The following is a 26,422-nucleotide window of genomic DNA, read 5'->3' on the forward strand; positions in this document are numbered from 1 at the left end:
TCACTCTCCGTCTCCATTTATCGTGATCATCTCAATTTTGTGGATGTAATCCGCGCGGACCGTTATAAAACACGCGAGGCCGGAACAACCGGTTGTTTTCATGCTGCTCCATCACGTGCGCACATATGCCGATCGTGCGTGCCGCAAGAAAAACCGGCGTGAACAAATCGATCGGAATACCCAGCAAATAATACACGGGAGCTGCATAATAATCGAGATTCGGATAAAGCCCTTTTTCACGTTTCATCACATTTTCTCCGATGACACAAATATTGAAAAGTTCATGCTTATCTTTCTCCTGCACCAATTCAGCCAGCGCTTCTTTCATCAGCATGGCGCGCGGATCAACTTTTTTCATGTACACGCGATGACCGAAGCCCATGATGCGTTCCTTGCGGGACAACTGGTTCAGCAAGAGCGGTTCGATTTGGCTTTCCGTTCCCGCCTCAAGCAGCATCTTCATCACCGCTTCGTTCGCACCGCCATGAAGCGTACCTTTCAGCGATGCGACGGCGCCGGTCAAAGCTCCGTATATATCGGATTGCGTAGAGGCAATCACGCGCGCGGCAAACGTGGAATTCGGCATCTCATGCTCGCTGTACACGATCAAGGATTGGTCAAAGACCCTCTCCTCCAACTTCGTGGGAACGGTTCCTGTGATCATGTACAAGAAATTGGCTGAATAGGAAAGATCCTTGCGCGGTTCCAACAAGGGTTGCTTTGTAACGGCCCTGTATCCGTTTGCAACGATTTGCGGTACTTTGGCCAGCAGGCGAATCGATTTGCGGTAATTCGCATCCCGCGAACGATCCTCCAGTTCCTCATCATAGCCGGAAATAGCGGAGATCCCCGTTCTCAATACATCCATTAAATTCGTCTTTTGCGGAAGCAGCTTCAATATCGAAAGGACGTCTTCGGGGAAGGAATACTCGGATTTCAATTTTTCCTCCAACGCATTTCGTTGAACCGGGGTAGGGAGCTGGCGGTTCAACAATAACCCGACGACATCCAGATAGGTTACTTTGCGGGCAAGTTCAATCAAATCATAGCCACGCAATACAATTTCTTCATTCTCAACATCCAGATAAGAAATGGAAGTTTCGCTAGCAATCACGTTTTCAAGACCGGGCTGATATTGGACAGTCATTCTTTCTTCACTCCTTTATAAGGATGGATTGCTTTAACAAGTGTATTAAACAAGCGCCCAACCGTCTAATATACATATCATCTTTGGTAATATATCAAACATATCAACTCATTTAATTGTATGCGCTTTCAAAATATCTATTCCAGCGACCATTCCCCATAAAAACGGGCGTTTGCCTTGACCCGGCTGCAAACCGTCATCAGATTTACGGCGAACAAATGGTTAAGCTTCTATCTTTCATCCCGAATTCTCATCACCATGGTTTTAGCGGCCATGTCATGCACCCCTTTTTCTCCTTTGCCTGCAAATAGTATGAGAATGTACAGAAGCAGCATCAGATTAGGGATGTAAATGAGATGCATATGGGCCGGCGGCCCTTCCATACCCCACCATGGTTCGGGAACCAGGATAATGATATGCGTTAATTCCCAGGGCAAGAGCCTGATAAAGGTTCTTAGGAACGCTTGCCTGAAGGTTATTTTTGATCGTTCACGATTCGTTACTTTTAATTTTAGCATCCGTTTCCCAAGGGTTTGCTGTTGATTAAGCTCAAACCAAATAAAATATAACCAAACCGGCAGCGACATGGATAGAAGCACCCAAATTTCAATATGATAGCCTTCCTTCAAGAAATGAAAGGGAAATCCGGATGTTGTGATATAAACCAGCCCTTGCAAATCGACTAAAATGATTGCCAGCAATACGAAATCCAGCCAATAGGCCAGCAGTCTTCTCAGAGCTAATGTCATTTGATCACCTTTCATTTCACGGTATTCGCTTCCCGCGATAAAACCATATTGCACAAATAGGCTTTGAATCGCGCACTTGCTGCGGCGGTTTTTCTTCCCACGAAAGGAACACGTCATGGACAATGTCTTCCGCTTCGATGATGCTCCCCAAAGTATGATATGCTAACGACAAAAGCAGTGGTTTCATCTCATTATATACCTTTTCCCGCTCCAATGCGCAGTTCTCCCCCTTTCGAAACGCGATAGTCGGTCAACCACCGATCACCAAGCCACGCAGTTTCAATCTGAATAGCATACAGACCGGATGGCGACACGAATTCAGCTTTTGCATGTACTGTTTGAGGAGATAATATGGCTCCGTTCGCGGCTTCACGATACGGGTGGTCGTACAGGGGGGTGGCTACTTTTAAGTTGAGGTCGGCGTTCATTGGACGGATTACGCCAATTTTTGTGTTTTCTACTTTGATCCACATATTACCAAGCCAAGTTGTATGTATTTGAATCCATGTATTGTCGTTTGGATATGCATAACCATTATTATCGAACTGAGTTGAAACCACATTTACCTCTTGTGGACTGAGCGAAGCCCAAGGTTGGCTGGAATGACATTTCGCTGCTATTCGTCTGTCGCTGATTGAAATAATGGAAGGGAACACCCAGCCTGGGTGGGGTGGGCATAGGAGATATCGCTTGATGGAAGGATATGGGGGTGCATTTACTGAATGCGCTGCTTTAAGGGGAAGTCGATTTAGGGGTTTAGGAGCCCCGCTTAGAAGGGAAGCAAATGTCGTTATTGTCGCATACGGTGCGGAAGGTGGACAGCGGAGGCGCTTCGCCGCTTTAGGGAATACGGATGTCCCACGATCCGGCTCCGGCAGAAGAAGAGAGCGGAACAGTATAGCTTTCATTCGTCTTCTCTGCTCGGATTCGCCTGCCCCCGCCCTATCCCCTATCGACTAAACGAAAATATCCTTTTGCCGCCGGTTACGGCAGATTGATTTGCCACGAAACCCCGAACTTGTCCACAAGCCAGCCAAACTTCTTGCTGAAGGAATAATCGCTCAATGGCATCAGAACTTGTCCGCCTTCGGATAAATGCGCAAAAAGCCGGTTGCTTTCTCGGGTGAGGAGCATCCGGCCTTCAGTCTTTGACTTGCAGCAATCGCAAACTGTTGAGGGTAACCATTAAGGTTGCCCCCATGTCGGCGAAAATCGCCAACCACAGCGTAAGCCATCCGGGAACAATGAACAGCAGCGCCAAGACTTTAATTCCAAGCGAGAACGCGATGTTCTGCTTAATGATCGCCAGTGTTTTTCGGCTTAGGCTTATGGTGTACGGCAGCTTGCTTAAATCATCGCCCATCAAGGCAATATTCGCTGTTTCCAGAGCTGTATCCGTACCGGCGCCTCCCATTGCAATTCCGACAGTGGAAGCAGCAAGGGCAGGAGCATCGTTTACCCCGTCGCCAATCATGGCGACATTGCCGTACTGGCTGCGAAGCGTTTTAATATACTCCAATTTATCCTGCGGCAGCAGTTCCGCTTTGACTTCTGCTATACCTAATCGCTTGCCGATCGCATCGGCAGTCGCTTGGTTGTCGCCGGTAAGCATGACGGTTTTCTTCATGCCAAGCTCATGCAGCTTATGAATGACATGCTGGCTGGAATCCCTCACTTCATCGGCAACCGCGATCAGAGCCAAGATGTTTTCTTCCGTCCCCAGCAACATGACCGTTTTCCCTTGGTTTTGCAGCTCACCGATTTGTGTCAGAATTTCTTTATCGATGGATGTCTGCAGCTCAGAGAAAAGTTTGGGGCTGCCCATGTAATAAAGCTGTCCGTCAACCTTCCCTTTTACCCCTTTACCGGTGAGGGAGCTGAATTCTTCCGCATCGGCTTTAAAATCGACTTGCACCGCTTCTGCTTTTCTTACAATCGCAGACGCGATAGGATGCTGCGAGCCTTTTTCCAGAATGGCTGCAATTCTTAAGATTTCATTATTTTTCCCAAAAAGATTCTTACCAATCGTGATAAAATCAGTGACTTGAGGCACGCCCTTTGTCAGCGTTCCTGTTTTATCAAAAGCAACCGCCGAGATTCGCCCCGCTTCCTCCAAGTGAATGCCGCCTTTAATGAGCACGCCGCGTTTCGCCGCGTTGCCGATCGCCGTCACGATCGATACCGGAGTGGAGATCACAAGAGCACAAGGGCAGCCTACAACAAGAAGCGCTAAACCTCTATAAATCCATTCTCCCCAGCTGCTGCCAACGAATAATGGCGGAATGACAGCAACAAGTACGGCCGCGATCATAATCGCCGGCGTATAATATTTCGCGAACTGGTCAACGAACGCCTGAGAAGGAGCCCGCTCGGCTTGCGCTTCTTCCACCAGATGAATGATTTTTGCAATCGTCGTATCCTCGACCGTCTTGGTTACTTGTACTTCCAGCAACCCTTCTTCATTAAGCGTACCTGCATAGACTTCATCATCGACGGTTTTTGCGACAGGAATCGATTCGCCGGTAATGGCTGCTTGATTGACGTTAGACTCTCCTTTAATGACGACTCCATCCATCGCCAGCTTTTGACCGGGCTTTACGATCATAATGTCCCCGACCCGGATATCATCTACGTTTACGGTGAGCTCGGTGCTGCCGCGGCGAATCAACGCTTCTTTCGGTGCAATGTCCATCAGCGAGTGAATCGATTGGCGAGCTTTTTCCATGGAGTACCGCTCTAATCCTTCGCTGATTGCAAACAAAATCACAACCGTGGCCCCTTCGCCCCATTCGCCAATGGCAGCAGCCCCTATAATGGCTACGGTCATTAGCGTATTCATATCAAACTGAAGGCGAAAAAGGTTCTTCAAGCCTTTTTTAAATAATTCATAGCCGCCGATCAGCATAGATGCGCCATAGGTTAGAGAGGAAAGCAAACCTTCCCCGTACTGCTCTCCCAAAAAGTAACCGGCGATCAGAAGCAAGGCAGAAACAATGACATTCCAGTTTTCTTTCCAAAGTGGTTCTTTCTTTTCCACGGCACGCTCTTTGTCAGGCGTCACTTTCAGGTTTTCAAATGCTCCCGCCTTTTCTAATTCCTCTATCGATGTATTCCCAAAAACCGTTATTTTGGATGCTCCGAAGTTTACTTGCGCATCCTGAACGCCTGGGAGATTTTTTACGTTCTTCTCAAAGATGGCTGCACAATGGGTACAGGTAAAACCTTGAACCCGGTACACATTTTTCTCTTCTTTAGGATTTTGCGTTTTAATGTTCAACGGTCAACATCTCCTGACGATGCGCGGAAGCGAGTTTAATGAGTTGGCGCACATGGTCATCATCCATAGAATAAAATACCAGCTTTCCTTCTTTTCGGTACTTGACAAGATTCATTTTTTTTAACGTTCGCAGATGATGTGAAGCCGTTGCAAGCGTGGAGCCGATAATGTTGGCCACATCGCAGACACAAAGTTCATCTTCTTGGCATAGAGCAAAGGCCACTTTCATCCTCGTTTCATCGGCGAGCGCTTTAAACATATTCGCCATGCCTGAAATATCCTGCCGCATTAGCGAGTTTTGAACGCGCTGCACTTTTACTTCGTCAAAACAATACAGTTCACATGTATCTTTTGGCGTCATTCAAACACCCCATCAATCAACTAATCGTTTGAGTATAGGATCATCATACTCCCTATTTTCTATTCAGTCAAATATTCGTTTGAATGTTCTCATCAGAAAAACAAAAACAGCATGCAAATTAGACGATCCAATTCACATGCCGCTATCCTCACTAATGAACTTATTAAGGCTAACTCAGCCTCCGTTTCATTTTTTTGTATTATTGTCGTATTTTTCATTTCATGGTAATTTATTAGGTGATTAGATCTATGATAGGAGGATAATACCAATGAAACTCAAGAAAACCATTATGATTATTGTCCTGCTCTGCTTTCCTTTTGCTTCAATCGCTAACGCTCATCCCGGTAGAACAGATCAGAACGGCGGTCATACTTGTCGAACCAATTGTGAGAAATGGGGTTTGAAATATGGGGAGTATCACTATCATAACGGCGGTAACAACAGCAGCCGTTCGTCAAGCAGTTCCGGTTCTTCAGCAAACGCTGCCTCTTCAAGCATATCGCCAAAAGAAAACGTTCCTGAGGGGGCAGTTAAAGTAAGTCTGCCTGGCTTCAACATTTTTGTGAATGGTCAACAGATTTCAAACTCAACATCTAAGTATCCTGTTGTTGTTTATAAAGACATTACTTACTTTCCAATGACATGGAATTATACTCAGGCACTCGCCTTGGAGACAAAGTGGGATGCTGAGGTTGGCTTCGTGATCAGAAAGACAAATAATAAACCGGCAAATCTTAATACTGATCCCGGCGTCCCGGCTTCAAAGCTTTACGCCACAATGCCTGAATTTAACGTGTACGTTAATGATGTTTGGATTGATAACTCCTCAGAAGAGTATCCCTTACTGGTTCTAAATGACATAACCTACTTTCCTATGACTTGGAAATTCGCTGTTGAAGAACTTGGTTTGACAACAAAGTTTGAAAATAATTCATTTTATATTTCTAAATAAACTAGTGAGAGCCGACTTTTCTGTGCTGAAAATCAAGTTACGACGGATCCGCCGTTTACGAACAACACTTGGCCTGATATGTAGGTCGAATCATCGGAAGCCAGCAGCACGTAAGTCGGCGCCAATTCAAATGGCTGCCCCGGCCGTTTCAAAGGCACTTCTGTACCAAAAGTTCTAACCTCTGCCGCGGCAAATGCAGACGGAATTAGGGGCGTCCAAGTAGGTCCGGGCGCTACCGCGTTTACCCGAATCCCGTGTTTGGCCAACGACAGAGACAATGAACGGGTAAAGGATACAATGGCCCCTTTCGTGGCCGTATAATCGATCATATTCCCCATCCCGGAAAAAGCGGTATCCGAGGTCGTGTTGATGATGGAGCCCCCGGCGGGCAAATGAGGCAGCGCAGCTTTGGTCATATCAAAAAAAGAAATAATATTGGTTTGAAACGTGTTCATCAGCTGTTCTTTTGTAATATCCAAAATACTGTCCTGATGAAACTGTACGCCGTGATTATTCACCAAGACGTCGAGCCGTCCAAAGGTTTTGATCGTTGTCTCCACAATATAGCGGCAGGCGTCTTCCTCCCTCAAATTTGCAGCTATAGGCAGACAATTTCGGCCAAGCTTGCCGATGATTTGCTTCGTTTCAATCGCATCCTGGTGTTCGTCGAGATAAGGGATCACCAGATCGGCTCCTTCCTTGGCAAAAGCTATGGCCACGGCCCGCCCGATTCCACTATCCCCGCCCGTCACAATCGCTACTTTATTTTTCAACTTTCCGCTTCCCGTATAACCCGGATTATCGAAAATCGGCCGGGGATTCATCACATATTCAAATCCCGGATGCCTGTTCTGATGCTGCGCAGGAAAAACGACCGGAACATTCGTGCATTGCTGCTCCCAACCTATATAAGGATATATAGGATACGCCATTGTCATTCTCCTCTCGAACTGTATTTCATAACCTATTGTATTTTCGGCCGAAATCAAACATGCCGATATCCCGGCGCGGCCGGCATGAGATGGACAAGGCGCGTTGAGGCAACTGTAGAAAATCCGCAATCAGCGACAAGCAATTTCAACGTTAAGAATCCTTATAGGACACGGGCTTAAGGCCTTCGATAAGCATAACTACAAATCGTCGCATTTGGATATGATTAATTTCAAATTCAATTTATTGTTTCCTTCATCGGTATGATCGGTAAAAGTACTCGTGATTAAATGCTCGGGCAAAACTTCATGCTTGCATTCAGGACAAATATCATTTACTAACTGCACCTGATTATTACACCATGGACATTCAATCATACTTCTCTCCCTTTCTATATAGTCCTATTTCAGATAACGTTCTTGTGAACCCTCATTGGCTTAAAGCGCGTAGCGCCGGGTCCGACGGACTTAGCCAGTGCATGGTTGTCTGCCTGATCCCACATCACTGCAATGCCTCGGGCAGACAAGGAACTTCAACTCTGCAGCGTGAATATGGTGTTAAACGAGCCGAAAGGAGGTGAGTCCTGTCCTCCAAAATGCCGAATAATCCTTATGTATCAACGGATTTCGGGGTTTGTAAAACTCTTCCACGCGATTGTAAATAACCCGAAATTTCATTGAAGTTATGCGAAATCGTATATCCAAATGTTTTACGAACCTCCCCTTGCCCACTTCGTATATCTGCTTTGCTTCGCATATCCAATAAGGGAGGAAATGCGAAGTGCCTCAACCAAATATGACCGATTGGTCAAGCCTTGTTCATTTGTTTCTCATGGACTGCAAGTCCAGAAACCTAGCCAAGTCAACTATTCGTCGTTACGGGAACGGATTGAAAAAGATCGAACAACACTTAAAAACCCAAAATCTCGAATGGTCTGATTTAACTCCCGATCTGTTAAAACATCGTATCATCCCCAGTATGCTTGATGAGACATCGGCCTTGAGAACCGTTAATTGCAATCTGGCAATTCTCAAAGCGTTTTTCGCGTTTCTCGTCGCCGAGAAACAAGCTGATTTCAATATTACGGATGAACTAAAGCCGTTTAAAGTCCAAGCCTCTTTGATGCATACTTTCACGGATGCTCATTTGATGTGGCTGTTTACTGAACCCGATCGTTTAACATTTACAGGCTTACGTAATTACATGATGATGCTGATTTTGCTTGAAACCGGAATACGCCTGAACGAACTAACTCAACTACAAATCACAGATATTCTATTAGATGAAGGAATGGTCCGTGTTCGGCAAGGGAAAGGCAGAAAGGCCAGAATGGTACCGATCCAGCGAATCGTATCTAATGAGTTGCAACTCTATTTGCTGGAGCGTGGAACGCTCGCGGATTTGTAAAACCGCAAACATTCAGGATGTGCAATGTTCCTGCCACACGTTTCGCCATACCTTCGCAAAAAAGTATTTATTAAATGGTGGCGATATTTTCTCGTTAAAAAACATTCTCGGGCACTCACGGATTGAAACAACTGAAATGTATGTTGAACTTTTTTCACGCGATTTGCAGACTCAACATGAAAAGTTTAGCCCGCTGGAACAAATCATTCATGAATTCCCCGCACTCTTCACTGAAAGCGGGGTGCAAGGGGAATGACGACCGGACGCCGACAAAATAAGTTAACAAAAGTCGATAAGGCGAGTGACGCCAAGCAACAATTAAGCTATAACGATCTGCTTCACTCTTTTATTCTGAGTCTGTAAAATAAAATGTGTAAACTCTCAAACCTGATAAAATGAAAGTAATAGAAAGGTTGGGGAGCACACATGGGATTATGGAGTAAAGAGCAGCTTAGGGCCTTCATTAAGGAGAACAAGCTGGTGACCGCACAGGACGCGCAGAATGCTTTGAAAGACTTATTTTCCCAAATAAACAAATAATAAAAACACGACCCATTTAGGCCGTGTTCGGCAAATTGGGTAACCCGGCTGTCATCACTTGAATAGTGAGAAGACCCGTGGCTTTGCGTCACTGCCTTTCGACAGCTTAGCCGTTTTCCATATACTTCACGATGCACTCTTTTCCAATTCCTTGATACGAAATCTCCAAATTTCTTGACGAATGATGGTAGCAGCTTCAACATGAATAGATGCCTTATCTTGGATAACCTCGTGAATGATCATTCAACATCCTTATAACTTTCTTTAAATATCACATTTAATACTCCCAAACAAAAGCATCAACTAGGTTTCTCTTTATTTAAATAAGCAAAACACTTGCTTGGCAAACCCCGAGTAGACATGTCACCTACTTGGGTGATTCGCCTCATAGAGAAGGTATCCAATAATAGGTACAAATTCATATTTACCAATTGAATTTGCCAACTTATCAGCCCTCTATTATAGATTGCACCCGTCAGTTAAACGCTACTAACACAAATAGGCCAGCCAATTCTGGCTGAACCTGTACGTGATAATCATCAATCGCTTACTGGCTGTCCTAGCCGAAGCATCTGAAAATTCCAATAATAAAATATCGCTGCAAAACTGGTAGACCATAAGGAGTAGAATCATCTCAAAGAAGCCAACATCCGTACGCCCATGATCCTCCACTCCGTGGTTTAGAACGCTCACTTTCTTCCGGTTCCGCATTGAGACGAGCCATTTGCTCTCGGCAAAGCCTTGGGAACAGCAGAGCAGCCCTGTTCTGCCGTTTCCGATGTTTCCACTTTGTCCCCGCTCCGTGTCTCAAGACGCCGAGCTTGCTTGCCTTACTCTTCTTTGTAAGGCAAGCAAGGCAGCAGCCGCGGCAAGCGCTGCACAGATCAAATACATGGAAGAGTACGAGGTCAGATCGGAAACAGGTCCCATGATGATGCCTCCCAGAGACACTCCCAGATCGGCCGTCGCAATGAACAAACCGATTAACACGCCTCGCTCCGCTTTGGGCAAAACAAAACTCAAATATGTCGTCAGAGTCGGATACAGCAGCGCTTGCGCGATGCCGAGTAGCACTGCCCCTATGTAGAATAACGCCGCGCCCGCGCTCGGCGATAAACCGACGGCAAGCGAAGCCGTCACGAGGAGCATCATCAACCCACCAACGAAGGAGGAACGCCACTTGCCGTCGGACGGAATCCAGGATCGGAGCAGGAATCTCGCGGCCACAACGACTGCCGCCTGAATCATGAGGTAGACGGCCGCATTGCCTCCCTGAATCTGCGGCGCGTAAAGCGGCACAAACGCGGTAACCGCTCCGAATACAACCGAGGCGCTCAGCATGAGCACGCCGCAACGGAACAAGTGGGGATTGCTCCCAAGCTGGATCGTAGCTCTCAACATAGCCGCTGCCGGACTACGCCGCTCGCCTTCTCTCCCACTGGCCCCTGCCGGACCTCGTCCCTCTTCACCGCTTGCCGTATCATCCGGCTGCCCGCCAATGCGTGCCGTGAAGCCAACGATGCCGGTCAATATTGCGATGGCGATCATCGACACGGCGAACAGGCCCATTCCGCCCGTCTCTCCCGATTGCCACATGCCGATCGCCAGCAGCGGCCCGAATATGCCCGGCAGATAGGAGCACAGGGAATACATGGAGATACCCTGCGCCCGATCCTTGTCGGGGAGCGCTTCGATTACGCCGAGCTGCAGCGCCATGGAGAAGAAGGCGGTACATACGCCTTGCAGCACGCGGGCGAAGAAGTATCCCTCCAGTCCGGTGAACGTATACAGCAGCAGCGCAAGCCCATTGACGGTCAGCAGGACGCGCAGCACACGAATCGCTCCGTAACGCTGAATCAGGCCGCCTGCCCATGGCCTGAAAAACATTGTCGTCAGCAGATAAGCACCCATAATAAGGCCAATCGTCGAATTGGACGCTCCCAGTGACTCTCCCTTCAAAGGAATGATGACATTCAGAATGGAATTCCCGCTGAAATAGAGTAGCGTAAGCAAATACAGCCGAAGAAACGGCCAGGACAACGCACCTTTCACTTCAAACTCTCCTTTCCTTGTTTCCTCGGTCGCTACTCTCCCCGAGACATTTCGATAATCCCTTGCGTAGCAATCCCCTTGGCATCATTACAACAGCCCGGGTAAAGCGTCATTACGACAACACCTTGCGAAGCAGTTCCTTTGCATACGGAGACTGAACGTGCCCAAGCTCCTCGGTATCGACAAGCTCCACGATCTCCCCTCCGCGAATAATCATGATCCGGTCGCAAAGATAAGCCGCCGCCTGGATATCGTGGGTAATAAAAATATAACCCATCCCATATGCCGTTCTCAGCTTCCCGAGCAAGTCCAACACCTGCATTTGAACCGAGCCGTCAAGCGAGCTTACGGCTTCGTCTAGCAGGATGCACTGAGGTTCCGAGCACACCGCCCTCGCGATGCATACCCGCTGCGCCTCGCCGCCGGACAGTTCGTGCGGGTATCTCGGAAGATAGGATTCGTTCAACCCAACCTGCCTCAGCAGCTTGCCGATGTCAAACGATCCATCCCCCTTCCCCGCAAGTCTGAGGGGTTCAAGAATCGCCTGCCGAACCGTAAAGAATGGATTGATGGACGAGGTGTAATCCTGAAAGACGGCGCTGATAGCCCCCCGCCGCACGCTTCGATCCGAGACGGGTTTCCCGTCGAAAGTGATAGAGCCGCTATCCGGCTTCTCGATGCCGAGCAACAGCCGTCCCAATGTCGATTTGCCGCTGCCGCTTTCTCCAATGATGCCAAGACATTCGCCCTTCCTCCACTCGAACCCGATATCGTGCAGCACTTGATGGCGGGTTTTGCGGAGCCAGTCTTGCTGCCGATACGATTTGTGAACACCTTCAACTTTCAGCAACATCCGCGCCTCCCATCAATTGATTGTAGCGGCGGCTTAACGCTTCCTTGGAGGAAACCAGGTAACGAGTATACGGATGCCGCGCGCCGGCGAAAATATCCCTGGTCGTCCCGCGCTCGACGATCTCTCCGTCCTTCATGACGAGCACGTTGTCCGCAATACGTCTCACCACGCCCAAGTCATGTGACACAAAAATCATGGCGCTGCCCAGCCGTTCACGCAAACGCAAGAATTGTTCCACCACCTCGTACGCCGTGACGGCATCCAGCGCCGTCGTCGGTTCGTCGGCAATAATGACATCCGGCTCCATCACGATGGCAAGCGCGATCATGACCCGCTGCAGCATGCCGCCCGACAACTCGTGCGGATAGCGGCGCATCGCTTCAGACGGCTCCCTCAGGCCAACCGCGGCCATCGCCGCACTCAGTCTGGCTTCCGTCTCGCTCCGGCTCCAGTCGTAGTGGACGCTCAGCACCTCTTGCAGATAAACGCCAATCGGCCGCGACGGATCAAACGCGCTCATGCCGTTCTGCATAATCATGCAGAGCCGCCGCCCTCTGAACCGCCGCATCTCCTTGTCGGACAGCTTCGTCAAATCCTCTCCGTTCAACGTCACCGTCCCCGACTGCCGAAGACCTGTCCGATTCAATCGCATAATCGCTCTGCATGTCAGCGACTTGCCGCTGCCGCTCTCTCCAACGATGGCCAGACATTCCCCTTGCGCGAGCCGAAAGGAGCTGTCATGCACCAGTGCACGGCCGGAGCGCTCGTCCCGAATGCTCAAGTGTTCAACATCGAGTACATGTATTCCATTTTTGCCGTTCATCCCGCTCAAGCCACCTCCTTCCCGCGCAATCTAGGCGCAGTTCCGCCTGCGCTCGCCTCCGCACGTCTGGCCGCGATCATCAGCTTGGGATCGAGCGCCTTCTGCAGCGCATCCGACAGGAAGTTCACCGCCGACACGACAATAATAATGGCAAGCCCGGGAGCCAGCATCAGTTCTGGACGGGTGAACATAACCGCTCTGGCTTCGTTCATCATCATTCCCCATTCGGCATGAGGAGCCTGAATACCGAGACCGAGGAACGACAACCCCGATATTTGCAAAATCATGGATCCAAAGGCGCCGCTGGCGATAACCGCCATCTCCGGCAGCGCCACCGGCGCGATATGCCGCGTCATAATGCCGAAGTGGCCGATGCCCAGCACCTTCGCAAACTTCACGTAGTCGGCATCCGCATATTGCATGACCGCCGTTCGAATGACGCGGGCGAACCAGGCCCACTTCATCATCACGAACGCAATCAAAATGTTGGTCAATCCCGCCCCCATCATGCCGACAATCGCCAGCGTCATGACGTAACCCGGGAACGAAAGCATGATGTCGCAGATTCGCATCAATATCGCATCCGTCTTCCCTAGGAAATAACCGGCGGCAAAGCCGAGCGCGGCTCCGATGCCAGCGGACGCCCCAAGGGCGGCAAGCACCCAGAGTACGCTTGGACGGATGCCGTAGATCAATCGCGACAAAATGCAGCGCCCCAGATGATCGTTGCCAAGCCAGTAGCTCCAGGAAGCTCCGGCGAACCGCAGCTCCATGTTGGCTTCGTTCGGAGAATGCGGGGCAATAAGGGGAGCGCATAAGCCGATTAACAGCGTTGCCGCGACGACGGCAAGAGATGCCGCCGCCAATCTGTCCTTCAGCAGTCGTTCCATCAGCTTCATTATTAGAACTCCTTCCTCAGCTTCGGATTCACCGCCGCGTTCAACAGGTCGGATGCCGTGTTAAACAGGACGAACGCAACGGCCAGCACCAGAACGTAAGCTTGTATGATAGGGAAATCTCGCCCCAGAATCGAATTAACAGTGAGCGTTCCGAGACCCGGCCAAGCGAAAATATTTTCCACGACGACCGTGCTTCCCAGGATGACCGGAATGGCAAGGCCGAACACCGATACCGCGACTTGCAGCGAGTTGCGCAGCACCTGCAAGGTCAAGCTTCTCTCCGATAACCCGCACGCTCTGCCGTAAAGCACGTAGTCCTCGTTCAGGTTGCTCAACATGGAGCTGCGTATGATTCGAAAATAAATGCCAGCATATCCGATGACGATGACCGCCACCGGCAGCACGTAGCTGCCGTACCCGTCCATGCCGCTTGTCGGCAGCAGATCAAGCTTGACCGAGAAGTACCAGACCATCAGCGCAGCCAGCCAGTAGGACGGCATCGATGTCAACAGGAAGGAGAAACTTCTGACCGAGAGGTCCAGCCACTTGCCTTCCCTCAAGGCGCAGCCGACTCCCAGCGCAATCGACAGCAAGATGATGAGCAGCGAGGAGACGAGCGTCAGCTTCAACGTGTTCAGCAAAGCCGGGCCGAGCAGCGACCATACCGGTTTGCCCGTTATGTAGGAGTCTCCGAAATCAAGCCGGAGGCACGAGACCAGCCAATCCCAATAACGGATGAGCAGCGGACGGTTCATGCCAAGCGCTTCCCTCGTCTCCGCGATCAACTCATCCGTGATGGCCGGCACGCCTTGGGCGTGCAGAACGACCTCGGCCGGATCCATAGGCGACAGCCCGTTCAAAATAAAGGTCATAAACGAAATGACAACAAGCAGCGGAACCACGACGAATAATCGTTTCAATGCGTAACCGGCCATTGCTCTTTTCCTCCATGCTTCGCTTTACTTGAAGCTCATTCGTTCGAACGGCAGCTCGAATTGCGTCTGCTTGAACGAGATTCCTTGCAAATCCTTGGGGGCGACTACCGTAACGCTGCCGTTCGTAAGCGGAATAAACACGGCTTCGTCATGCACGATCGTCAAAATATCCTTGTAAAGCGCCTTTCTGGCATCCTCGTCCGTCGACAACATCACTTCATTGATCTTGCGGTACAGCTCCTCCGCCTGGGGAATGCCGCTTGTCGTGTGCAGATAAGCCGACTCGGAAGCAAACGCGGCGATGGTGCTTTGCGGATCGTAGGCAAGACCCCACGTCTGGTTGAACAACAGGTCGTAGTCGCCCGTCGAACGGCGGTTTGCGATCGCCTGCGATTCTTCTCCGACGAGCTCCAGCTTCATGCCGATTTTACCGGCTTCGCTTTGAAGCAGCTCCGCCTGCGTCTTCTGCGAGGAGGAATTGACATCGTAATACAGCTTCATTGCAAGCTCGCGACCATCCTTCGTGCGGACCGCCGCTCCTCCGCCATTCGTCCACCCGGCTTCCTCCAGCAGCTTGGCGGCACCTTCCGGATTATAGTCCCGCTTCGGTAGCCCGACATCGGCGTAATTGACGTTGGAGGAAAACAGCGTCTCCGCAGGCGCCTCCGTGCCGCTGAAGATCGTGCGGCTGATCGTTTCGCGGTCAATGGACAACCAGATCGCTTCCCGCACCGCTTTCTCGCTGACGGGACTGGCGGCATTGCTGCTGTTCGCCACAATCATTTTCGTATTCATCGGCTCGCTCCGAACGATCTGGTAATCGCCCGAATCCGCCAGCCGCTGCATGGCCTCCACGTCGATGCTGTCGGCGCCGCGGTCATCGGTGAAAACGAAATTGACTTCTCCCTTCTGCAAGGCAAGCAGCGTCGTCTCGCCGGCCGGCAGCACCTTCGCCGTAATCGTCTTGATGGCAGGCATGCCTCCCCAATAGTCCTCGTTCGCCGAGAACTTTGCGAATTGCTCCGTCACATGTTCGTCGAGCTTGTAAGGTCCCGTGCCGTTATAACCGGCAACCCCGTCCTTCGTCTCCCCGTTCAGGAAGTCCTTCGGCGAGAGGAAGACGTACGGACGCGTCATCGACAATTCAAGCAGCGTCGGATAATAAGTATCTTTCAGCGTCAATTGGACGGTGTGCTCGTCAATGACGTCGACCTGATCCAGCATGGTCGACAGCTTGATCCAGGCATGTTTGGCCGCATTGCTTTGAACGGCTTCGATGTTCAGCTTGACCGCTTCGGCGTTAAACGGCTCGCCGTCGTGGAATTTTACGTTTTTCCTTAAGTGAAAGGTATAGACTTTGCCATCCTCCGAGATGTCCCATGATTCCGCGAGCAGCGGCTTAATGCCTTCCGGCGTATTCTCCACCAGCGATTCGTACACGATGGCTTGAGCGGCCATCGATCCCGGATACAGGTGCGGATTCATGTCGTTGATGTCTTTCGCCGCGGCGTATACCAGCTCCCGCGTTTGTTCGGCCGCCCCCGGCTTATTGTTGTTGCCGCCGCTGCATCCGGCCAGCAATACGATGACCAGAAGGGATGCCAGTAGTACGGCTGCTTTGATTCTTTTCATGTTTTGACGCTCCTTTTTCTTAAATAGTAACAATTACGATTATATGACCATTTGATTGTAATAATAACTATTATCATTTGTCAATTCATTTTTTTCCCATCCCAAGCCGCAAAAAAAAAACGTTGACGTACTGCCAATATTTTACTATGATGATGTCGAGTTTATTCGTAATTATTACTAATTTTCAAATTCTGGACGAAGTCGTCCACATTCTGCACCATATCGGAGGGTTGTTCCAATGAATCAGGAGATTGATTTCGTCAAATGCAGTCCCGCAAGCAACATGACGATTCTTATCATGGGCGAGTTGCCCGCCGATCAGCATGCCCACATCGCCTCCCAGATCATGGACTATAGCCATCTCTGCGCGGAGCAAGTCGGTTTTGTCGAAAAGCCGACCCTTCCCGGCTGTGCCGCCAAACTTCGGATGGCAGGGGGCGAATTTTGCGGCAATGCCTGCCTTGCACTCGCGGCGTGTCTAGCGTCGGAGCGAACGCTGCGGCCAGGCGAAACTCTGGAAATGCCGCTGGAGGTGTCGGGCGCGGAGTTTCCCGTGTTTTGCCGCGTGGAGAAATTGGACAGGGACTATATGTGCGAAGCCGGCATGCCGATTCCAACCGCGGTAGAGAACGCCGTCATCCCTTTCGAAGGTTTGCTGCTGGAGCTGGGTATCGTCCGTTACGGCGGCTTCTTCCATCTGGTCATCGACAACGAGCGCTTCGCGCTTGAGCCGGCTGCAGCCGAACGACTGGCGAAATTGCTTGGCGTCGTGTCGGGGGATAACTTGGTCGGCGTCATGCTGTACCGTCCCTCCTCGCGCGAGCTTGCTCCGCTGATCTACATCCCCGCGCTCGGCAGCTTGATCTGGGAGCGAGGCTGCGGCTCGGGAACGGCTTCGGTGGGTTGTTACCTGGCCTGGAACGGCCGCGACTCTGTAGACGTGCCCGTGCATCAGCCAGGAGGCATCATTCATGTACACGTTAGCTGGAACGGAGGGGAGATCACCGGCGTGACCATCGAATCCGCCGTCGGCATCGTCGCCAGAGGCAAAACTTATGTCGACGATTGCATCCAATATTCATTACAAGGAGGAAACGGATAACATGGAACTTCTATATCGATCATTGCTGCAATTTCGCGACAAATTCGTACAGGCAGCCGCGCAATATGACGGCATCTCCCGCAACAATCATGAGCTGCAGCAAACAATAGACGACTATTCCGCCTTCATCACCGATGCGAACAATCAACGGTTATGGGCGGAGCTTAACCCCGGAGACGTTCAGGAGCTCCATCCGCTTGTGATGCAACTGCGGGACATATCGGCGCGTTGCGTCGCCATTATGGAAAAATATCGCGCGCTCAAGCTGCTGCATGGCGGTGATGACAGGCATGAGTACTTTCATCACATTGAGGCTTCCATCGAAAAGGAATTCGGGAGCTTCACGGTAACCGCCGATTCCAAGATGTTGTTGATTGGCTCGGGTGCGTTCCCGATGACGCCGTTGCTGATCGCCAAACGAACAGGCGCCGAGGTGATTGGTATCGACATTGACCGGGAAGCCGTGGATTTGGGCAGGAAGGTCGTCGAACGACTCGGCCCGTATCTGCCCATCCGGCTGGAGAACGTTCCGCTGGAGCGGCTGCATGATATCGGCACGGTTACGCACATCATTATCAGTTCCACGGTGTCCGTCAAATACGAGCTCCTCGACCTGCTGCATGAGGCGACTCAGCCGGAAGTCGTCGTAGCTATGCGATACGGGAACGGCTTGAAGGCGCTCTTCAACTATCCCATGGAGGAAGTGGATGACGGCAAATGGCAGCTCAATGAAACGACGGTACGGCCGGGACATGTATTCGATGTGGCGTTGTACCGCAAAGCACCGGCTCCGGCCCCGGCAAGGGAGGTCTTGAGATGAACCTTCTTCGCAGCGTTCTCATCGCAGGAACAGGCCCCGCAGCCGTACAACTTGCCGTGCTTCTCAAGCGATTGCGGAACAGCCACGTGGGCATCGCCGGACGAAAGTCCGTTCTCTCCGCTCCATTCTTCGATGCGCTTCGCCGGAACGGCGGGACGGTTGCCGTCGAAACAAGCGGTCCGCAACATAAAGCGCTTCAAGGCGAGTGCCGCGTGGACGCCATGTTCCAGGATTTGGGAACCATTGAGGAACAGTGGGATACGCTCATATTGGCGGTAACGGCGGATGCTTATGTGTCCGTGCTCGCGCAGCTACCGCCACGGCTGCTGCACAGCTTGCGCTGCGTTGCGCTTCTCTCCCCGACTTTCGGCTCGGGCGCGCTCATCCGCCATTATCTGAAGGAACAAGGCTGCGACGCCGAGGTGCTCAGCTTCTCCACCTACCTGGGGGACACGCGACGGACGGGCGATAAGCCGCCAACCCATGTTCTGACGACGGCAGTCAAACGCAAGGTGTATGCGGGAGCGGCGGGATGGCCCTCCGAGTCCGTGGAGACGTTCCGGCGATTGTACGAAGATGCGGGCATCGCGCTGGAACCGCTGGATTCGGCGCTTGCGGCCGAGACGCGCAACATCTCGTTGTACGTGCATCCGCCTTTGTTTATGAACGACTTCTCGCTCGGCGTCATTTTCAGCGGCCAAGCCATTCCGAAGTTTGTGTACAAGCTGTTCCCGGAGGGCCCCATTACGCCCACTCTCATACGGGAAATGCTGGAGCAATGGAAGGAGATATCCGCTCTCGCCCGGATGCTTCGCTTGGAGCCGCTCAACCTGCTGCAATTCATGGTCGACGATAATTACCCGGTCAGGCCGGAAAGCTTGTCCCGCCAGTACATTGACGGTTTCCCCGAGCTAGATCCCATCCATCAGCAATATTCGTTATACGTTCGTTACGCGTCCCTGCTGATCGATCCCTACTCGGAGCCGGATCGGGACGGCCGGTACTTCGACTTCTCCGCCGTTCCGCTCCGCCCCGTGTTCGTCAATCAGGAAGGAGCCTGGGATATTCCGAGAATGCCGAAGGAAGATTATTACCGGATCAAAATGATACAAGGCCTCTCTCGCGCAGCCGGCTTGCCTTGCCCGACCATCGACGGGTTCGTCGACCGATATGAGCGGCACTTGCTAAGCGCAGCGGAGTTGCTTACGGGCCGTCCATTGTCGGAAGCCTTTACGCCCCAAAGCTTCGAGGGCGATGTCCGGCGCATCTGTGCGGAGCTGCTTCAGATCGACGCTGCCAAGACCTGAGCCGGAGCGGAGCAACCACACAGAACGAAAGCATGGCCGCCCAGATGGATGAGCGGCCATGCTTTTTGACGTTTTGAGCGTTTCTAGCAGGCTAATGACGACGGTTATCATATCACTTCCATCATGACAGCTCCAAAGCGCGTAAAGCGTTTGCCATATCCTGCTTGGAGAAATGATCGCCGATAAATATGGAAACGTTCGATGTCTCTACATCCGAACGTATCGAAAATATGTCCAGATCGCCATGGGTATATTGGAATAAGCTCGGAAAAGCTCGTCCCGCAAACCGGATCAGCCCCTTGGCCCGGTACACATTCGGCGGCAGCAAGGCAAGGAAGCCTTCAAACGCTTCCCGTTCCACTTCCTTCTCGAAATAATGAGTATATGGTGTTAAACGAAATTAGCGCCCTCACTGATATACTCACACAATAAGTTTTATGGCCTTTACAGGTTTTCATTATCGAGGTTCGGACATCTAAGGTTGCATATGACGAATTCCTTCGAAGCCGCATTACATAACTATCCCTTTATCCAGATAGTGATTGATCAATTACTATTGATCGCTAAAAGAGAACCGTTTCTTCTTTGCAGCGCGCGAACCGTGGCCGAGATTCCCTCTTCAAAAGACGTCGCCCGCACTGGTCCAATCAGCCGCTCATATTTGTCCCCGCTCAGCGAGCCTAGTCTTGCCCTTCCTTGTATGAGGCTGTTTCGGATGCTCCTTTGTAATTGATCAATCACTTACTATATTGCAATGTATCATATAGTGATTGATTGGTCAATCACTAATTTGCATTCAATGTTCCCGCCCCTCACCTTTCCTTCAATTCGGGCATGTCCAGCGCCAGCGCAATGTTGCAGATCATCCCCCGGGCCAGAAACAGCATCGTCCGTTCCTTGGCATTCGGAATGCCGGCTTTGGTGAAAGCGTCCAGCACCATGCGGCGGACTTCCCCGAGTCCATTGCGCATCGCTTCTTGGATCGAGTCTTCCCGGATCGTCTGTGCCTGCATCTGAAGCAGAACCTCATTCTGGTAGGAATCCAGAATATCCTCATAGGCCTGAATAAGGCCGGTCTCTAGTTGTTCCGGCGAAGCGGATTCCACAACCTTGCGGAAGGATTCGATCACCCGTGACCAGGACACCTCCAGCGCCGCAAGTAACAATGTTTCTTTGGTTGAGAAAAACCGGAATATATAGGGCTGCGAAATCTTGGCCCGTTTCGCGACTTGTGCCGTCGTGGCCCGGAAAAATCCGATCTCCGCAAACACTTCGATCGCTGCGGATATGATTTCCGATTTGCGGTTTACCGAGATCGTCTCGGACTTTGACATCGGATTGACGCCTCCTTCGCAAGTTAGTGATTCAGCAATTATGTTATTATACAAGAAAAATACCTTGGTATCAATTCAGCATCATTCCCGACGTTTCAGGAATAGAAAAACGGAACAGGTCCCCAGCGTTCGCCGGGGACCATGCCAATACTTTTCCTTTATTTATTCAAAACATTACTTCAAAACCCTCAGAGTGGGTGCTTCGTTTTCAGGAAGAGCTGACTTTCCAAGCTCTTCGATCTTGTCCTGCACCTGCTTGATGAGCTCTTGATTGAATTCCAGTGCGGACTTATATTCCGTATTATAACTGATGCCGAGCAGCGCTTTATCATACCGGGAAAAAGTTATTAAAGCCATTTCCCCATTTTCGCCCGTGATATCCATTGAAATCGTCGGATCATTGTTGCTGTAGCCCTGGCCGTTGTATTCAACCGACTTCACAGCGCTATGAACAACGTTATATTTTTCCGCCAGTTTTTTTGCCAGCTCAACATATTCCTGCGGATTTTTAGCAAGGGCCGAATCAAAGGCTACTGAAACCTTTTCATCCAGCGTTCTGCTGCGGCCTATGGTAAATAATTCTCCTGTTACAGAGTCTACGGAGAAATAATAATTGCGCTCGCCGTTGATCAGCACATCCGCATACCATCTCGAACGGGGAAGGCCTTCGTTTGCCTGTTGATAGCCCATTTCAATGGCTTGGCCCTCTAAGTTCAGGTCAAATACCTCCCAAAGGGCCTGGGCGCCAATCTCCGCTGCTTCTTCTTTTGTTAAATCCTTGCTGGTTGGCGTTTGGTTGCGGTAGTTTTCAAGGTCAATGGCTCCCACCGTATAATTGGCTTTTTTGTAGCCATCCGGCAAGCTGTTTGGTGCCGCTTGGAACGGACCGGCTGCAGCATTCGCATATTTTGTAGGGATCACATGGGTTTGTTTGAACTCCGATACCGTTACTGCCTGTGTAAATCCCTGGAACAATAAGGTGTTGGCCCCAATGATCACTGCGGATGCGAATATGGTTTTTTTCAAGCTTTTCATTTGAATCACTCCTTCATCGTTATGTTTGTGATCACATTAAGCAGTGTAAAATGGCCGGATTATCGAATCATCATCAAGTTATTATGAAGTTGTAAAAATGATTTTTGCTGTCGTTCCTTCGCCAAGTTGGCTCGTAAACTCCAGTTCCGCGCCATGACGCAGAACAATCTGTTTACAGATAGCAAGGCCTAATCCGGTGCCGCCGTCCCTGCGGTTTCGTGAATTCTCCGCGCGGTAAAAGGGCTCGGTAATATGCCGTAGTACTTCGGAGGTCATCCCTTTACCGTTATCCTGGATGTAAACCGTTTTCTTTCCGGCTTCCACGACGGCACGCACGATAATATGTCCGCCCGTACCGCACGCCTTTATCGCATTGTCGATTAGATTGATAAACAGACTTTCCAGCAAGCAGGCATCTCCCCAAAGAACATCCATTTCACAAAGAAATTCCATTTGTATTTCTTTTTCCGTAAGCTTATTATGCAGTGTCTGCTTGACCGATTGAAAAAGAGCGGATACGTTTTGCGCTTCCCAGGCGATCTGATCATTCTTAAGATTTGCCAGTTCGAGTAATTGATTGGCCATGATCTGCAATCGCCGGCTTTCCGACATAATATAGCTGATCGCGGATAGCCTGTCATCCTCCGTCAGGGCCGCCTTTTGCATATATTCCGCATATCCGTAGATTGCGGTCAAGGGTGTACGGAGCTCATGGGCAAAATTATCAATAAACTGTTGCTTTTTTTCTGCGGCGGTGATCAGCTCCGTCATTTGACGCTGGATTTCCTCCGCCATATGATTGAAGCTTTGAGCCATTTCGGAAAGCTCATCATGACCGGATACCGGAAGCCTGGTTTCGTATGCGCCGGCCGCGATCTTGCGGGAGGTTTGAGAAATCTGCAACAAGGGCTTGAATATTCGATTCAGAATGAAAAGAAGACCTGAAGCATGCAAACCGGAAAGAATCAACCCCGCGAAAAACAGCATGTTTTTCATTTGTTCCCATGCGGTGATGGCATCCGACGCATCGTAAAGATAAACCATAGTATAGACCTCATACGGCGCAGGAAGCTTTCCCGAAACAATGACATAGGTGCTGTCATCTGATTTTTGTATAGAAGCCAGTCGGTTTCCGTCCTCCGGCGGCTCCATGAAACGGCTCTGCAATACGATTTCCTGCCGATTGGAATAGACAAGCTGATGGCCCTTGTAAAGCGCCAGATAAACCTTTTTATCCCCGGACAGATAACGGTATGGCTGGAGCAGAGAATCTAAAGAGCTCTTAATATCAATTCCGCGGCTTTCCACAGCATGAAAATCCTTTGTAAGCGCTGAGGTGATAAAATAGTGTTCGCGCAAACTTCTTTCTTCCGCACGATGAACCGTATCTTTGAATGTAGTGACACAAATGATGAATATTCCAAGATTGAAAGATAACAGAAAAAGGACAAGTGTTGTCAAAAAGGTCCGGTGTTTCATTGGTTTACCTCCAGGCGGTAGCCCAGCTTGTAGACCGTTTTGATCATATTCTCCCAGCCCAATTTTTTACGCAGCTTTTGGATGTGAACATCAATCGTACGGGTATCGCCTTCATAATCATAGCCCCACACTAGCTCCAGAAGTCTTTCTCTGGACAATGCAATATTGCGGTTTTTTACCAGCACCTCTAACAATTCAAATTCTTTAGGGGTGCATTCCACAAGCTGTCCCATATAGAATACCTGGCGGCTGTCAAAATCAATCCTCACAGCCCCCGCTTCAAAGCAACTTTTATTTTTTTGGGTTCGCCGCAGCACTGCTTCTACGCGAGCCAATAGTTCCAACATTTCAAAGGGCTTGGTCAAATAATCGTCAGCCCCCATAGAAAAACCCTTAATGCGATCGGATAAACTGCTGCGTACCGTTAAGAAAATCGTGGGCGTTTCGTGTACTTTTTTAAACACTTCAAACCCGTCAATTTCAGGAAGCATGATATCTAAAATGATCAGATCATAGGTATGGCGTTCTATTTCAGAAATGGCCGTTTTTCCATCAAAAACAGAAGTGCAGTGATGCCCTACAAGCTGCAAATTCCTTTTGACCAGTTCATTGATCGATATTTCATCCTCAACAATTAAAATGGCCGCCAATACGGCTCGCCTCCTTTTTCTGCAATCATATTATTATTGTTTTGTTATAGAGTTGTAAAAGCGGGTCATGGCGATTGGCACCACAACAATATTACCGTTGGATAGGTTTGCGTCCATTCACTCTATTATGACGATCGAAAAGGAAGGATTTCTCCAGCATTCTGAACTTAAACCAATCAAGGAGTGAATCCATTGAAGCAGGAGGAACGCAGACAGCAAGCCATACAATTGCTTCTTGATTCAACGAAAGCGTTAATACGAGAAAAAGGGTCAATGCCCGAGATACACTTTACGTGTTGTTGGCTGTGACCCCTCAGCCCCCCAACAAAATAAAAAAAGATCCTTATCTCTAGTCATCTATGGACCAATGAGATAAGGACCTTATGCTTTAAGCTCCTAAATGAATCTTACGCGCGGGAAATGTATTTGCCTTCACGCGTGTCGATCAGGAGGACGTCGCCCTCGTTGATGAAGAGCGGCACCTGTACGTTCAGGCCGGTTTCGACCTTGGCGTTCTTGGTCGCGCCGGTTGCGGTGTTTCCTTTGATGCCCGGTTCGGTTTCAACCACTTTCAGCTCAACGCTGTTCGGCAGGTTAATACCGAGGATTTCGCCTTGGAAGCTCATGATATTGATCATCATGTTCTCGCGGAGGAAGTTCAGCTCCCACTCGATTTGCTTCTCGTCCAGGGTGATTTGATCGAACGTTTCCGTATCCATGAATGTATGCTCTTTGCCGCTGGCATATAGGTATTGCATTTGACGGTTCTCGATGTGGGCGCGGCTGACGTTCTCGCCGGCACGGAAAGTGCGCTCAACGATGTTGCCGTTACGCAGGTTTTTCAGCTTGGAACGGACGAACGCAGCGCCTTTGCCCGGTTTTACGTGCTGGAAGTCAATAACGGTGAACAAATCTCCGTCTACTTCGATGGTCAAGCCTGTTTTAAAATCGTTAACTGAAATCACTACAAATACCTCCCTGAAAATGTGAGCAGACGGCAGTCCCGAAGAAAACGCGGAAAACCCCGCGGCACAAACAGCTTGCCGCTACCTAGATGAATAAAGTTATGGAATCACGATCAAGTCTTTGCTTGATTGTGTTAACCTACGATTGCCTGTGTCTGTAATGACGATATCATCTTCAATGCGGACGCCTCCAAAGCCAGGTATATAGATACCGGGTTCCACGGTAACGGTCATTCCCGGTGCAAGAACCGTATCTCCTGTTATGGAGAGCCGCGGCGCCTCATGAATTTCCATACCCAAGCCGTGTCCGGTGCCGTGACCGAATAAATCGCCATAGCCGTAGCGCTTGATCACGTCACGTGCGATAGCATCCGCCTCACGTCCGGTCATGCCGGGGCGAATCCGGTCCAGCGCCTCCAGCTGAGCTTCCAGCACGATGTTGTAGATCTCCCTGTGCTTGTCCGTAGGCTTGCCGAGTACGACCGTACGAGTAATATCGGAGCAGTAGCCTTTATAGTAGGCTCCAAAATCCAGCTTGACGAATTCATTCGTACCAATGACTTTTTTGCTGGCCTTGCCATGAGGCAGGGCGGAGCGTTCGCCAGAGGCCACGATCGTTTCAAAGGATGTCGAGGCAGCGCCATGGGCACGAACATACATCTCGATTTCAAGCGCAATATCGAGCTCCTTCATGCCTGGCTTCAGTATACCGAGGATGTACTCAAACGTCCGATCGGCCAATTCTGCCGCTTCCTGCATGACCGCAAGCTCGCCTTCGTCCTTCACCATCCGAAGAGTTTCAACGACGGAGTCCGTCGGAATGAGCTCTACGCCGCCAAGAATCCCGGCACAAGCCTGATACACACCGTAGGTCATGTCGTTTTGCTCGAAGCCGAGCTTGGTCAGGCCCGCATGAGCCAGAAGCTCTTTGACCGTCTCCATAGCTTTAGGCGCATGCTCAATAACCTCGTAGCCGACCGCCTGCTGGGGCGCCTGAGTCATGTAGCGGAAATCCGTAAGCAGAATAGCCCGGTCTTCCGTGATCAACACGTAGCCTGACGATCCGGTAAACCCTGTCATGTACATGCGATTGGTTGCATTCGTAATGAGCAGCGCCTGAAGCCCTTGCTCCTGCATCAGACTGCGAAGCCGCAGAATCCGTTCCTCCTGCAT

Annotated in this window: 25 protein-coding genes, 2 pseudogenes and 1 riboswitch; of the genes and pseudogenes, 6 read left to right on the forward strand and 21 right to left on the reverse strand. The window is 50.3% G+C overall.

What is annotated here, in order from left to right:
- Positions 1–31: 31 nt before the first annotated feature.
- The 7 genes and pseudogenes from mmgD to IJ22_RS12045 form a co-directional block, all read right to left on the reverse strand.
- Complete coding sequence (gene mmgD / locus IJ22_RS12020; protein ID WP_062408977.1) at positions 32–1,147, reverse strand: citrate synthase; 1,116 nt, start codon at positions 1,145–1,147, stop codon at positions 32–34.
- A gap of 230 nt (positions 1,148–1,377) precedes the next feature.
- Positions 1,378–1,911, reverse strand: coding sequence for an RDD family protein (locus IJ22_RS12025; RefSeq protein WP_256846810.1), 534 nt, complete (start codon positions 1,909–1,911; stop codon positions 1,378–1,380).
- A 1-nt stretch (position 1,912) separates the two neighbouring features.
- The gene (locus IJ22_RS27205) at positions 1,913–2,083 is read right to left on the reverse strand and encodes a sigma factor (RefSeq protein WP_137669802.1); all 171 of its coding nucleotides are present in this window, start codon (positions 2,081–2,083) and stop codon (positions 1,913–1,915) included.
- Between the two features lie 4 nt (positions 2,084–2,087).
- Complete coding sequence (locus tag IJ22_RS12030) at positions 2,088–2,456, reverse strand: hypothetical protein (RefSeq protein WP_062408978.1); 369 nt, start codon at positions 2,454–2,456, stop codon at positions 2,088–2,090.
- A gap of 424 nt (positions 2,457–2,880) precedes the next feature.
- Positions 2,881–3,015: pseudogene (locus IJ22_RS25745) on the reverse strand (VOC family protein); the annotation flags it as partial.
- A 22-nt stretch (positions 3,016–3,037) separates the two neighbouring features.
- Entirely contained in the window at positions 3,038–5,173 is a 2,136-nt protein-coding gene (locus tag IJ22_RS12040) for a heavy metal translocating P-type ATPase (RefSeq protein WP_062408980.1), read from the reverse strand.
- Positions 5,163–5,534: an ArsR/SmtB family transcription factor gene (locus IJ22_RS12045; RefSeq protein ID WP_054817715.1), complete on the reverse strand. Its 372-nt coding sequence runs from the start codon at positions 5,532–5,534 to the stop codon at positions 5,163–5,165. The genes IJ22_RS12040 and IJ22_RS12045 overlap by 11 nt, the downstream gene beginning before the upstream one ends.
- Positions 5,535–5,802: 268 nt before the next feature.
- Between IJ22_RS12045 and IJ22_RS12050 the strand changes: the two genes are divergently transcribed.
- Positions 5,803–6,486, forward strand: coding sequence for a YHYH domain-containing protein (locus tag IJ22_RS12050; protein ID WP_062408981.1), 684 nt, complete (start codon positions 5,803–5,805; stop codon positions 6,484–6,486).
- 32 nt (positions 6,487–6,518) lie between these two features.
- Here the strand turns inward: IJ22_RS12050 and IJ22_RS12055 are convergent, their stop codons facing one another.
- Positions 6,519–7,418 carry an SDR family oxidoreductase gene (locus IJ22_RS12055; RefSeq protein WP_139170748.1) on the reverse strand — a complete coding sequence of 300 codons (900 nt, stop codon included), beginning with the start codon at positions 7,416–7,418 and terminating at the stop codon, positions 6,519–6,521.
- 778 nt (positions 7,419–8,196) lie between these two features.
- On the opposite strand from IJ22_RS12055, the gene IJ22_RS26940 reads away from it, so the two are divergent.
- Together IJ22_RS26940 and IJ22_RS26945 are read left to right on the forward strand one after the other, a co-directional pair.
- On the forward strand, positions 8,197–8,823 hold the full coding sequence (locus tag IJ22_RS26940) for a tyrosine-type recombinase/integrase (RefSeq protein WP_250635744.1): 627 nt from the start codon (positions 8,197–8,199) through the stop codon (positions 8,821–8,823).
- On the forward strand, positions 8,801–9,079 hold the full coding sequence (locus IJ22_RS26945; RefSeq protein WP_250635745.1) for a tyrosine-type recombinase/integrase: 279 nt from the start codon (positions 8,801–8,803) through the stop codon (positions 9,077–9,079). Before IJ22_RS26940 ends, IJ22_RS26945 begins: the two co-directional genes overlap by 23 nt.
- A gap of 319 nt (positions 9,080–9,398) precedes the next feature.
- Positions 9,399–9,485: riboswitch (cyclic di-GMP riboswitch) on the reverse strand.
- 685 nt (positions 9,486–10,170) lie between these two features.
- Here IJ22_RS26945 and cntE read toward each other — a convergent pair.
- The 6 genes from cntE to cntA all read right to left on the reverse strand — a co-directional run bounded on the left by cntE (position 10,171) and on the right by cntA (position 16,557).
- Positions 10,171–11,415, reverse strand: a complete 1,245-nt coding sequence (cntE, locus tag IJ22_RS12070) for a staphylopine family metallophore export MFS transporter CntE (RefSeq protein ID WP_062408984.1) — start codon at positions 11,413–11,415, stop codon at positions 10,171–10,173.
- A 112-nt stretch (positions 11,416–11,527) separates the two neighbouring features.
- Positions 11,528–12,265, reverse strand: coding sequence for an ABC transporter ATP-binding protein (locus IJ22_RS12075; RefSeq protein WP_062410967.1), 738 nt, complete (start codon positions 12,263–12,265; stop codon positions 11,528–11,530).
- Positions 12,252–13,091, reverse strand: coding sequence for a staphylopine uptake ABC transporter ATP-binding protein CntD (gene cntD, locus IJ22_RS12080; RefSeq protein ID WP_201023613.1), 840 nt, complete (start codon positions 13,089–13,091; stop codon positions 12,252–12,254). The genes IJ22_RS12075 and cntD overlap by 14 nt, the downstream gene beginning before the upstream one ends.
- A gap of 5 nt (positions 13,092–13,096) precedes the next feature.
- Positions 13,097–13,990, reverse strand: coding sequence for a staphylopine uptake ABC transporter permease subunit CntC (gene cntC, locus IJ22_RS12085; RefSeq protein WP_062408985.1), 894 nt, complete (start codon positions 13,988–13,990; stop codon positions 13,097–13,099).
- Positions 13,991–13,992: 2 nt separating this feature from the next.
- A complete protein-coding gene (gene opp1B / locus IJ22_RS12090) occupies positions 13,993–14,925 on the reverse strand; it encodes a nickel/cobalt ABC transporter permease (RefSeq protein WP_054818836.1) in 933 nt (310 codons plus the stop codon).
- A 24-nt stretch (positions 14,926–14,949) separates the two neighbouring features.
- Complete coding sequence (cntA, locus tag IJ22_RS12095; RefSeq protein WP_062408986.1) at positions 14,950–16,557, reverse strand: staphylopine-dependent metal ABC transporter substrate-binding lipoprotein; 1,608 nt, start codon at positions 16,555–16,557, stop codon at positions 14,950–14,952.
- A gap of 238 nt (positions 16,558–16,795) precedes the next feature.
- Between cntA and IJ22_RS12100 the strand changes: the two genes are divergently transcribed.
- The 3 genes from IJ22_RS12100 to IJ22_RS12110 are packed head-to-tail and all read left to right on the forward strand — an operon-like array spanning position 16,796 to position 19,786.
- Complete coding sequence (locus IJ22_RS12100; RefSeq protein ID WP_054818834.1) at positions 16,796–17,659, forward strand: histidine racemase CntK family protein; 864 nt, start codon at positions 16,796–16,798, stop codon at positions 17,657–17,659.
- Position 17,660: 1 nt separating this feature from the next.
- Positions 17,661–18,479, forward strand: coding sequence for a class I SAM-dependent methyltransferase (locus tag IJ22_RS12105; RefSeq protein WP_054818833.1), 819 nt, complete (start codon positions 17,661–17,663; stop codon positions 18,477–18,479).
- Complete coding sequence (locus IJ22_RS12110; protein ID WP_062408987.1) at positions 18,476–19,786, forward strand: opine metallophore biosynthesis dehydrogenase; 1,311 nt, start codon at positions 18,476–18,478, stop codon at positions 19,784–19,786. Before IJ22_RS12105 ends, IJ22_RS12110 begins: the two co-directional genes overlap by 4 nt.
- Positions 19,787–19,907: 121 nt before the next feature.
- Here IJ22_RS12110 and IJ22_RS12115 read toward each other — a convergent pair.
- The 7 genes and pseudogenes from IJ22_RS12115 to IJ22_RS12145 all read right to left on the reverse strand — a co-directional run.
- A pseudogene (locus IJ22_RS12115) lies at positions 19,908–20,150 on the reverse strand (CobW C-terminal domain-containing protein); the annotation flags it as partial.
- A 448-nt stretch (positions 20,151–20,598) separates the two neighbouring features.
- Positions 20,599–21,120 (reverse strand): TetR/AcrR family transcriptional regulator, encoded by a 522-nt coding sequence (locus IJ22_RS12120; RefSeq protein WP_062408989.1) that lies wholly within the window; start codon positions 21,118–21,120, stop codon positions 20,599–20,601.
- 174 nt (positions 21,121–21,294) lie between these two features.
- Positions 21,295–22,155: a hypothetical protein gene (locus IJ22_RS12125; protein ID WP_062408990.1), complete on the reverse strand. Its 861-nt coding sequence runs from the start codon at positions 22,153–22,155 to the stop codon at positions 21,295–21,297.
- 81 nt (positions 22,156–22,236) lie between these two features.
- Positions 22,237–23,634 carry a sensor histidine kinase gene (locus IJ22_RS12130; protein ID WP_062408991.1) on the reverse strand — a complete coding sequence of 466 codons (1,398 nt, stop codon included), beginning with the start codon at positions 23,632–23,634 and terminating at the stop codon, positions 22,237–22,239.
- Complete coding sequence (locus IJ22_RS12135) at positions 23,631–24,284, reverse strand: response regulator transcription factor (protein WP_054818831.1); 654 nt, start codon at positions 24,282–24,284, stop codon at positions 23,631–23,633. The genes IJ22_RS12130 and IJ22_RS12135 overlap by 4 nt, the downstream gene beginning before the upstream one ends.
- Before the next feature lie 407 nt (positions 24,285–24,691).
- Positions 24,692–25,249, reverse strand: coding sequence for an elongation factor P (efp, locus tag IJ22_RS12140; RefSeq protein ID WP_054818830.1), 558 nt, complete (start codon positions 25,247–25,249; stop codon positions 24,692–24,694).
- Between the two features lie 99 nt (positions 25,250–25,348).
- Positions 25,349–26,422 (reverse strand): M24 family metallopeptidase, encoded by a 1,074-nt coding sequence (locus IJ22_RS12145; protein ID WP_062408992.1) that lies wholly within the window; start codon positions 26,420–26,422, stop codon positions 25,349–25,351.

Source organism: Paenibacillus naphthalenovorans, assembly GCF_001465255.1.
Lineage (GTDB): Bacteria > Bacillota > Bacilli > Paenibacillales > NBRC-103111 > Paenibacillus_G > Paenibacillus_G naphthalenovorans.

Excerpts from the sequence above, each read along its gene's own strand:
- IJ22_RS12145 (WP_062408992.1), bottom strand. The coding sequence starts at position 26,422 with ATGCAGGAGGAACGGATTCTGCGGCTTCGCAGTCTGATGCAGGAGCAA.
- opp1B (WP_054818836.1), bottom strand. The coding sequence starts at position 14,925 with ATGGCCGGTTACGCATTGAAACGATTATTCGTCGTGGTTCCGCTGCTT.
- IJ22_RS12055 (WP_139170748.1), bottom strand. The coding sequence starts at position 7,418 with ATGGCGTATCCTATATATCCTTATATAGGTTGGGAGCAGCAATGCACG.
- IJ22_RS12025 (WP_256846810.1), bottom strand. The coding sequence starts at position 1,911 with ATGAAAGGTGATCAAATGACATTAGCTCTGAGAAGACTGCTGGCCTAT.
- IJ22_RS12110 (WP_062408987.1), top strand. The coding sequence starts at position 18,476 with ATGAACCTTCTTCGCAGCGTTCTCATCGCAGGAACAGGCCCCGCAGCC.
- cntD (WP_201023613.1), bottom strand. The coding sequence starts at position 13,091 with ATGAACGGCAAAAATGGAATACATGTACTCGATGTTGAACACTTGAGC.
- IJ22_RS12125 (WP_062408990.1), bottom strand. The coding sequence starts at position 22,155 with ATGAAAAGCTTGAAAAAAACCATATTCGCATCCGCAGTGATCATTGGG.
- cntA (WP_062408986.1), bottom strand. The coding sequence starts at position 16,557 with ATGAAAAGAATCAAAGCAGCCGTACTACTGGCATCCCTTCTGGTCATC.
- IJ22_RS12045 (WP_054817715.1), bottom strand. The coding sequence starts at position 5,534 with ATGACGCCAAAAGATACATGTGAACTGTATTGTTTTGACGAAGTAAAA.
- IJ22_RS12120 (WP_062408989.1), bottom strand. The coding sequence starts at position 21,120 with ATGTCAAAGTCCGAGACGATCTCGGTAAACCGCAAATCGGAAATCATA.
- IJ22_RS12050 (WP_062408981.1), top strand. The coding sequence starts at position 5,803 with ATGAAACTCAAGAAAACCATTATGATTATTGTCCTGCTCTGCTTTCCT.
- IJ22_RS12100 (WP_054818834.1), top strand. The coding sequence starts at position 16,796 with ATGAATCAGGAGATTGATTTCGTCAAATGCAGTCCCGCAAGCAACATG.
- IJ22_RS12130 (WP_062408991.1), bottom strand. The coding sequence starts at position 23,634 with ATGAAACACCGGACCTTTTTGACAACACTTGTCCTTTTTCTGTTATCT.
- IJ22_RS27205 (WP_137669802.1), bottom strand. The coding sequence starts at position 2,083 with ATGAAACCACTGCTTTTGTCGTTAGCATATCATACTTTGGGGAGCATC.
- cntC (WP_062408985.1), bottom strand. The coding sequence starts at position 13,990 with ATGAAGCTGATGGAACGACTGCTGAAGGACAGATTGGCGGCGGCATCT.
- IJ22_RS12105 (WP_054818833.1), top strand. The coding sequence starts at position 17,661 with ATGGAACTTCTATATCGATCATTGCTGCAATTTCGCGACAAATTCGTA.
- mmgD (WP_062408977.1), bottom strand. The coding sequence starts at position 1,147 with ATGACTGTCCAATATCAGCCCGGTCTTGAAAACGTGATTGCTAGCGAA.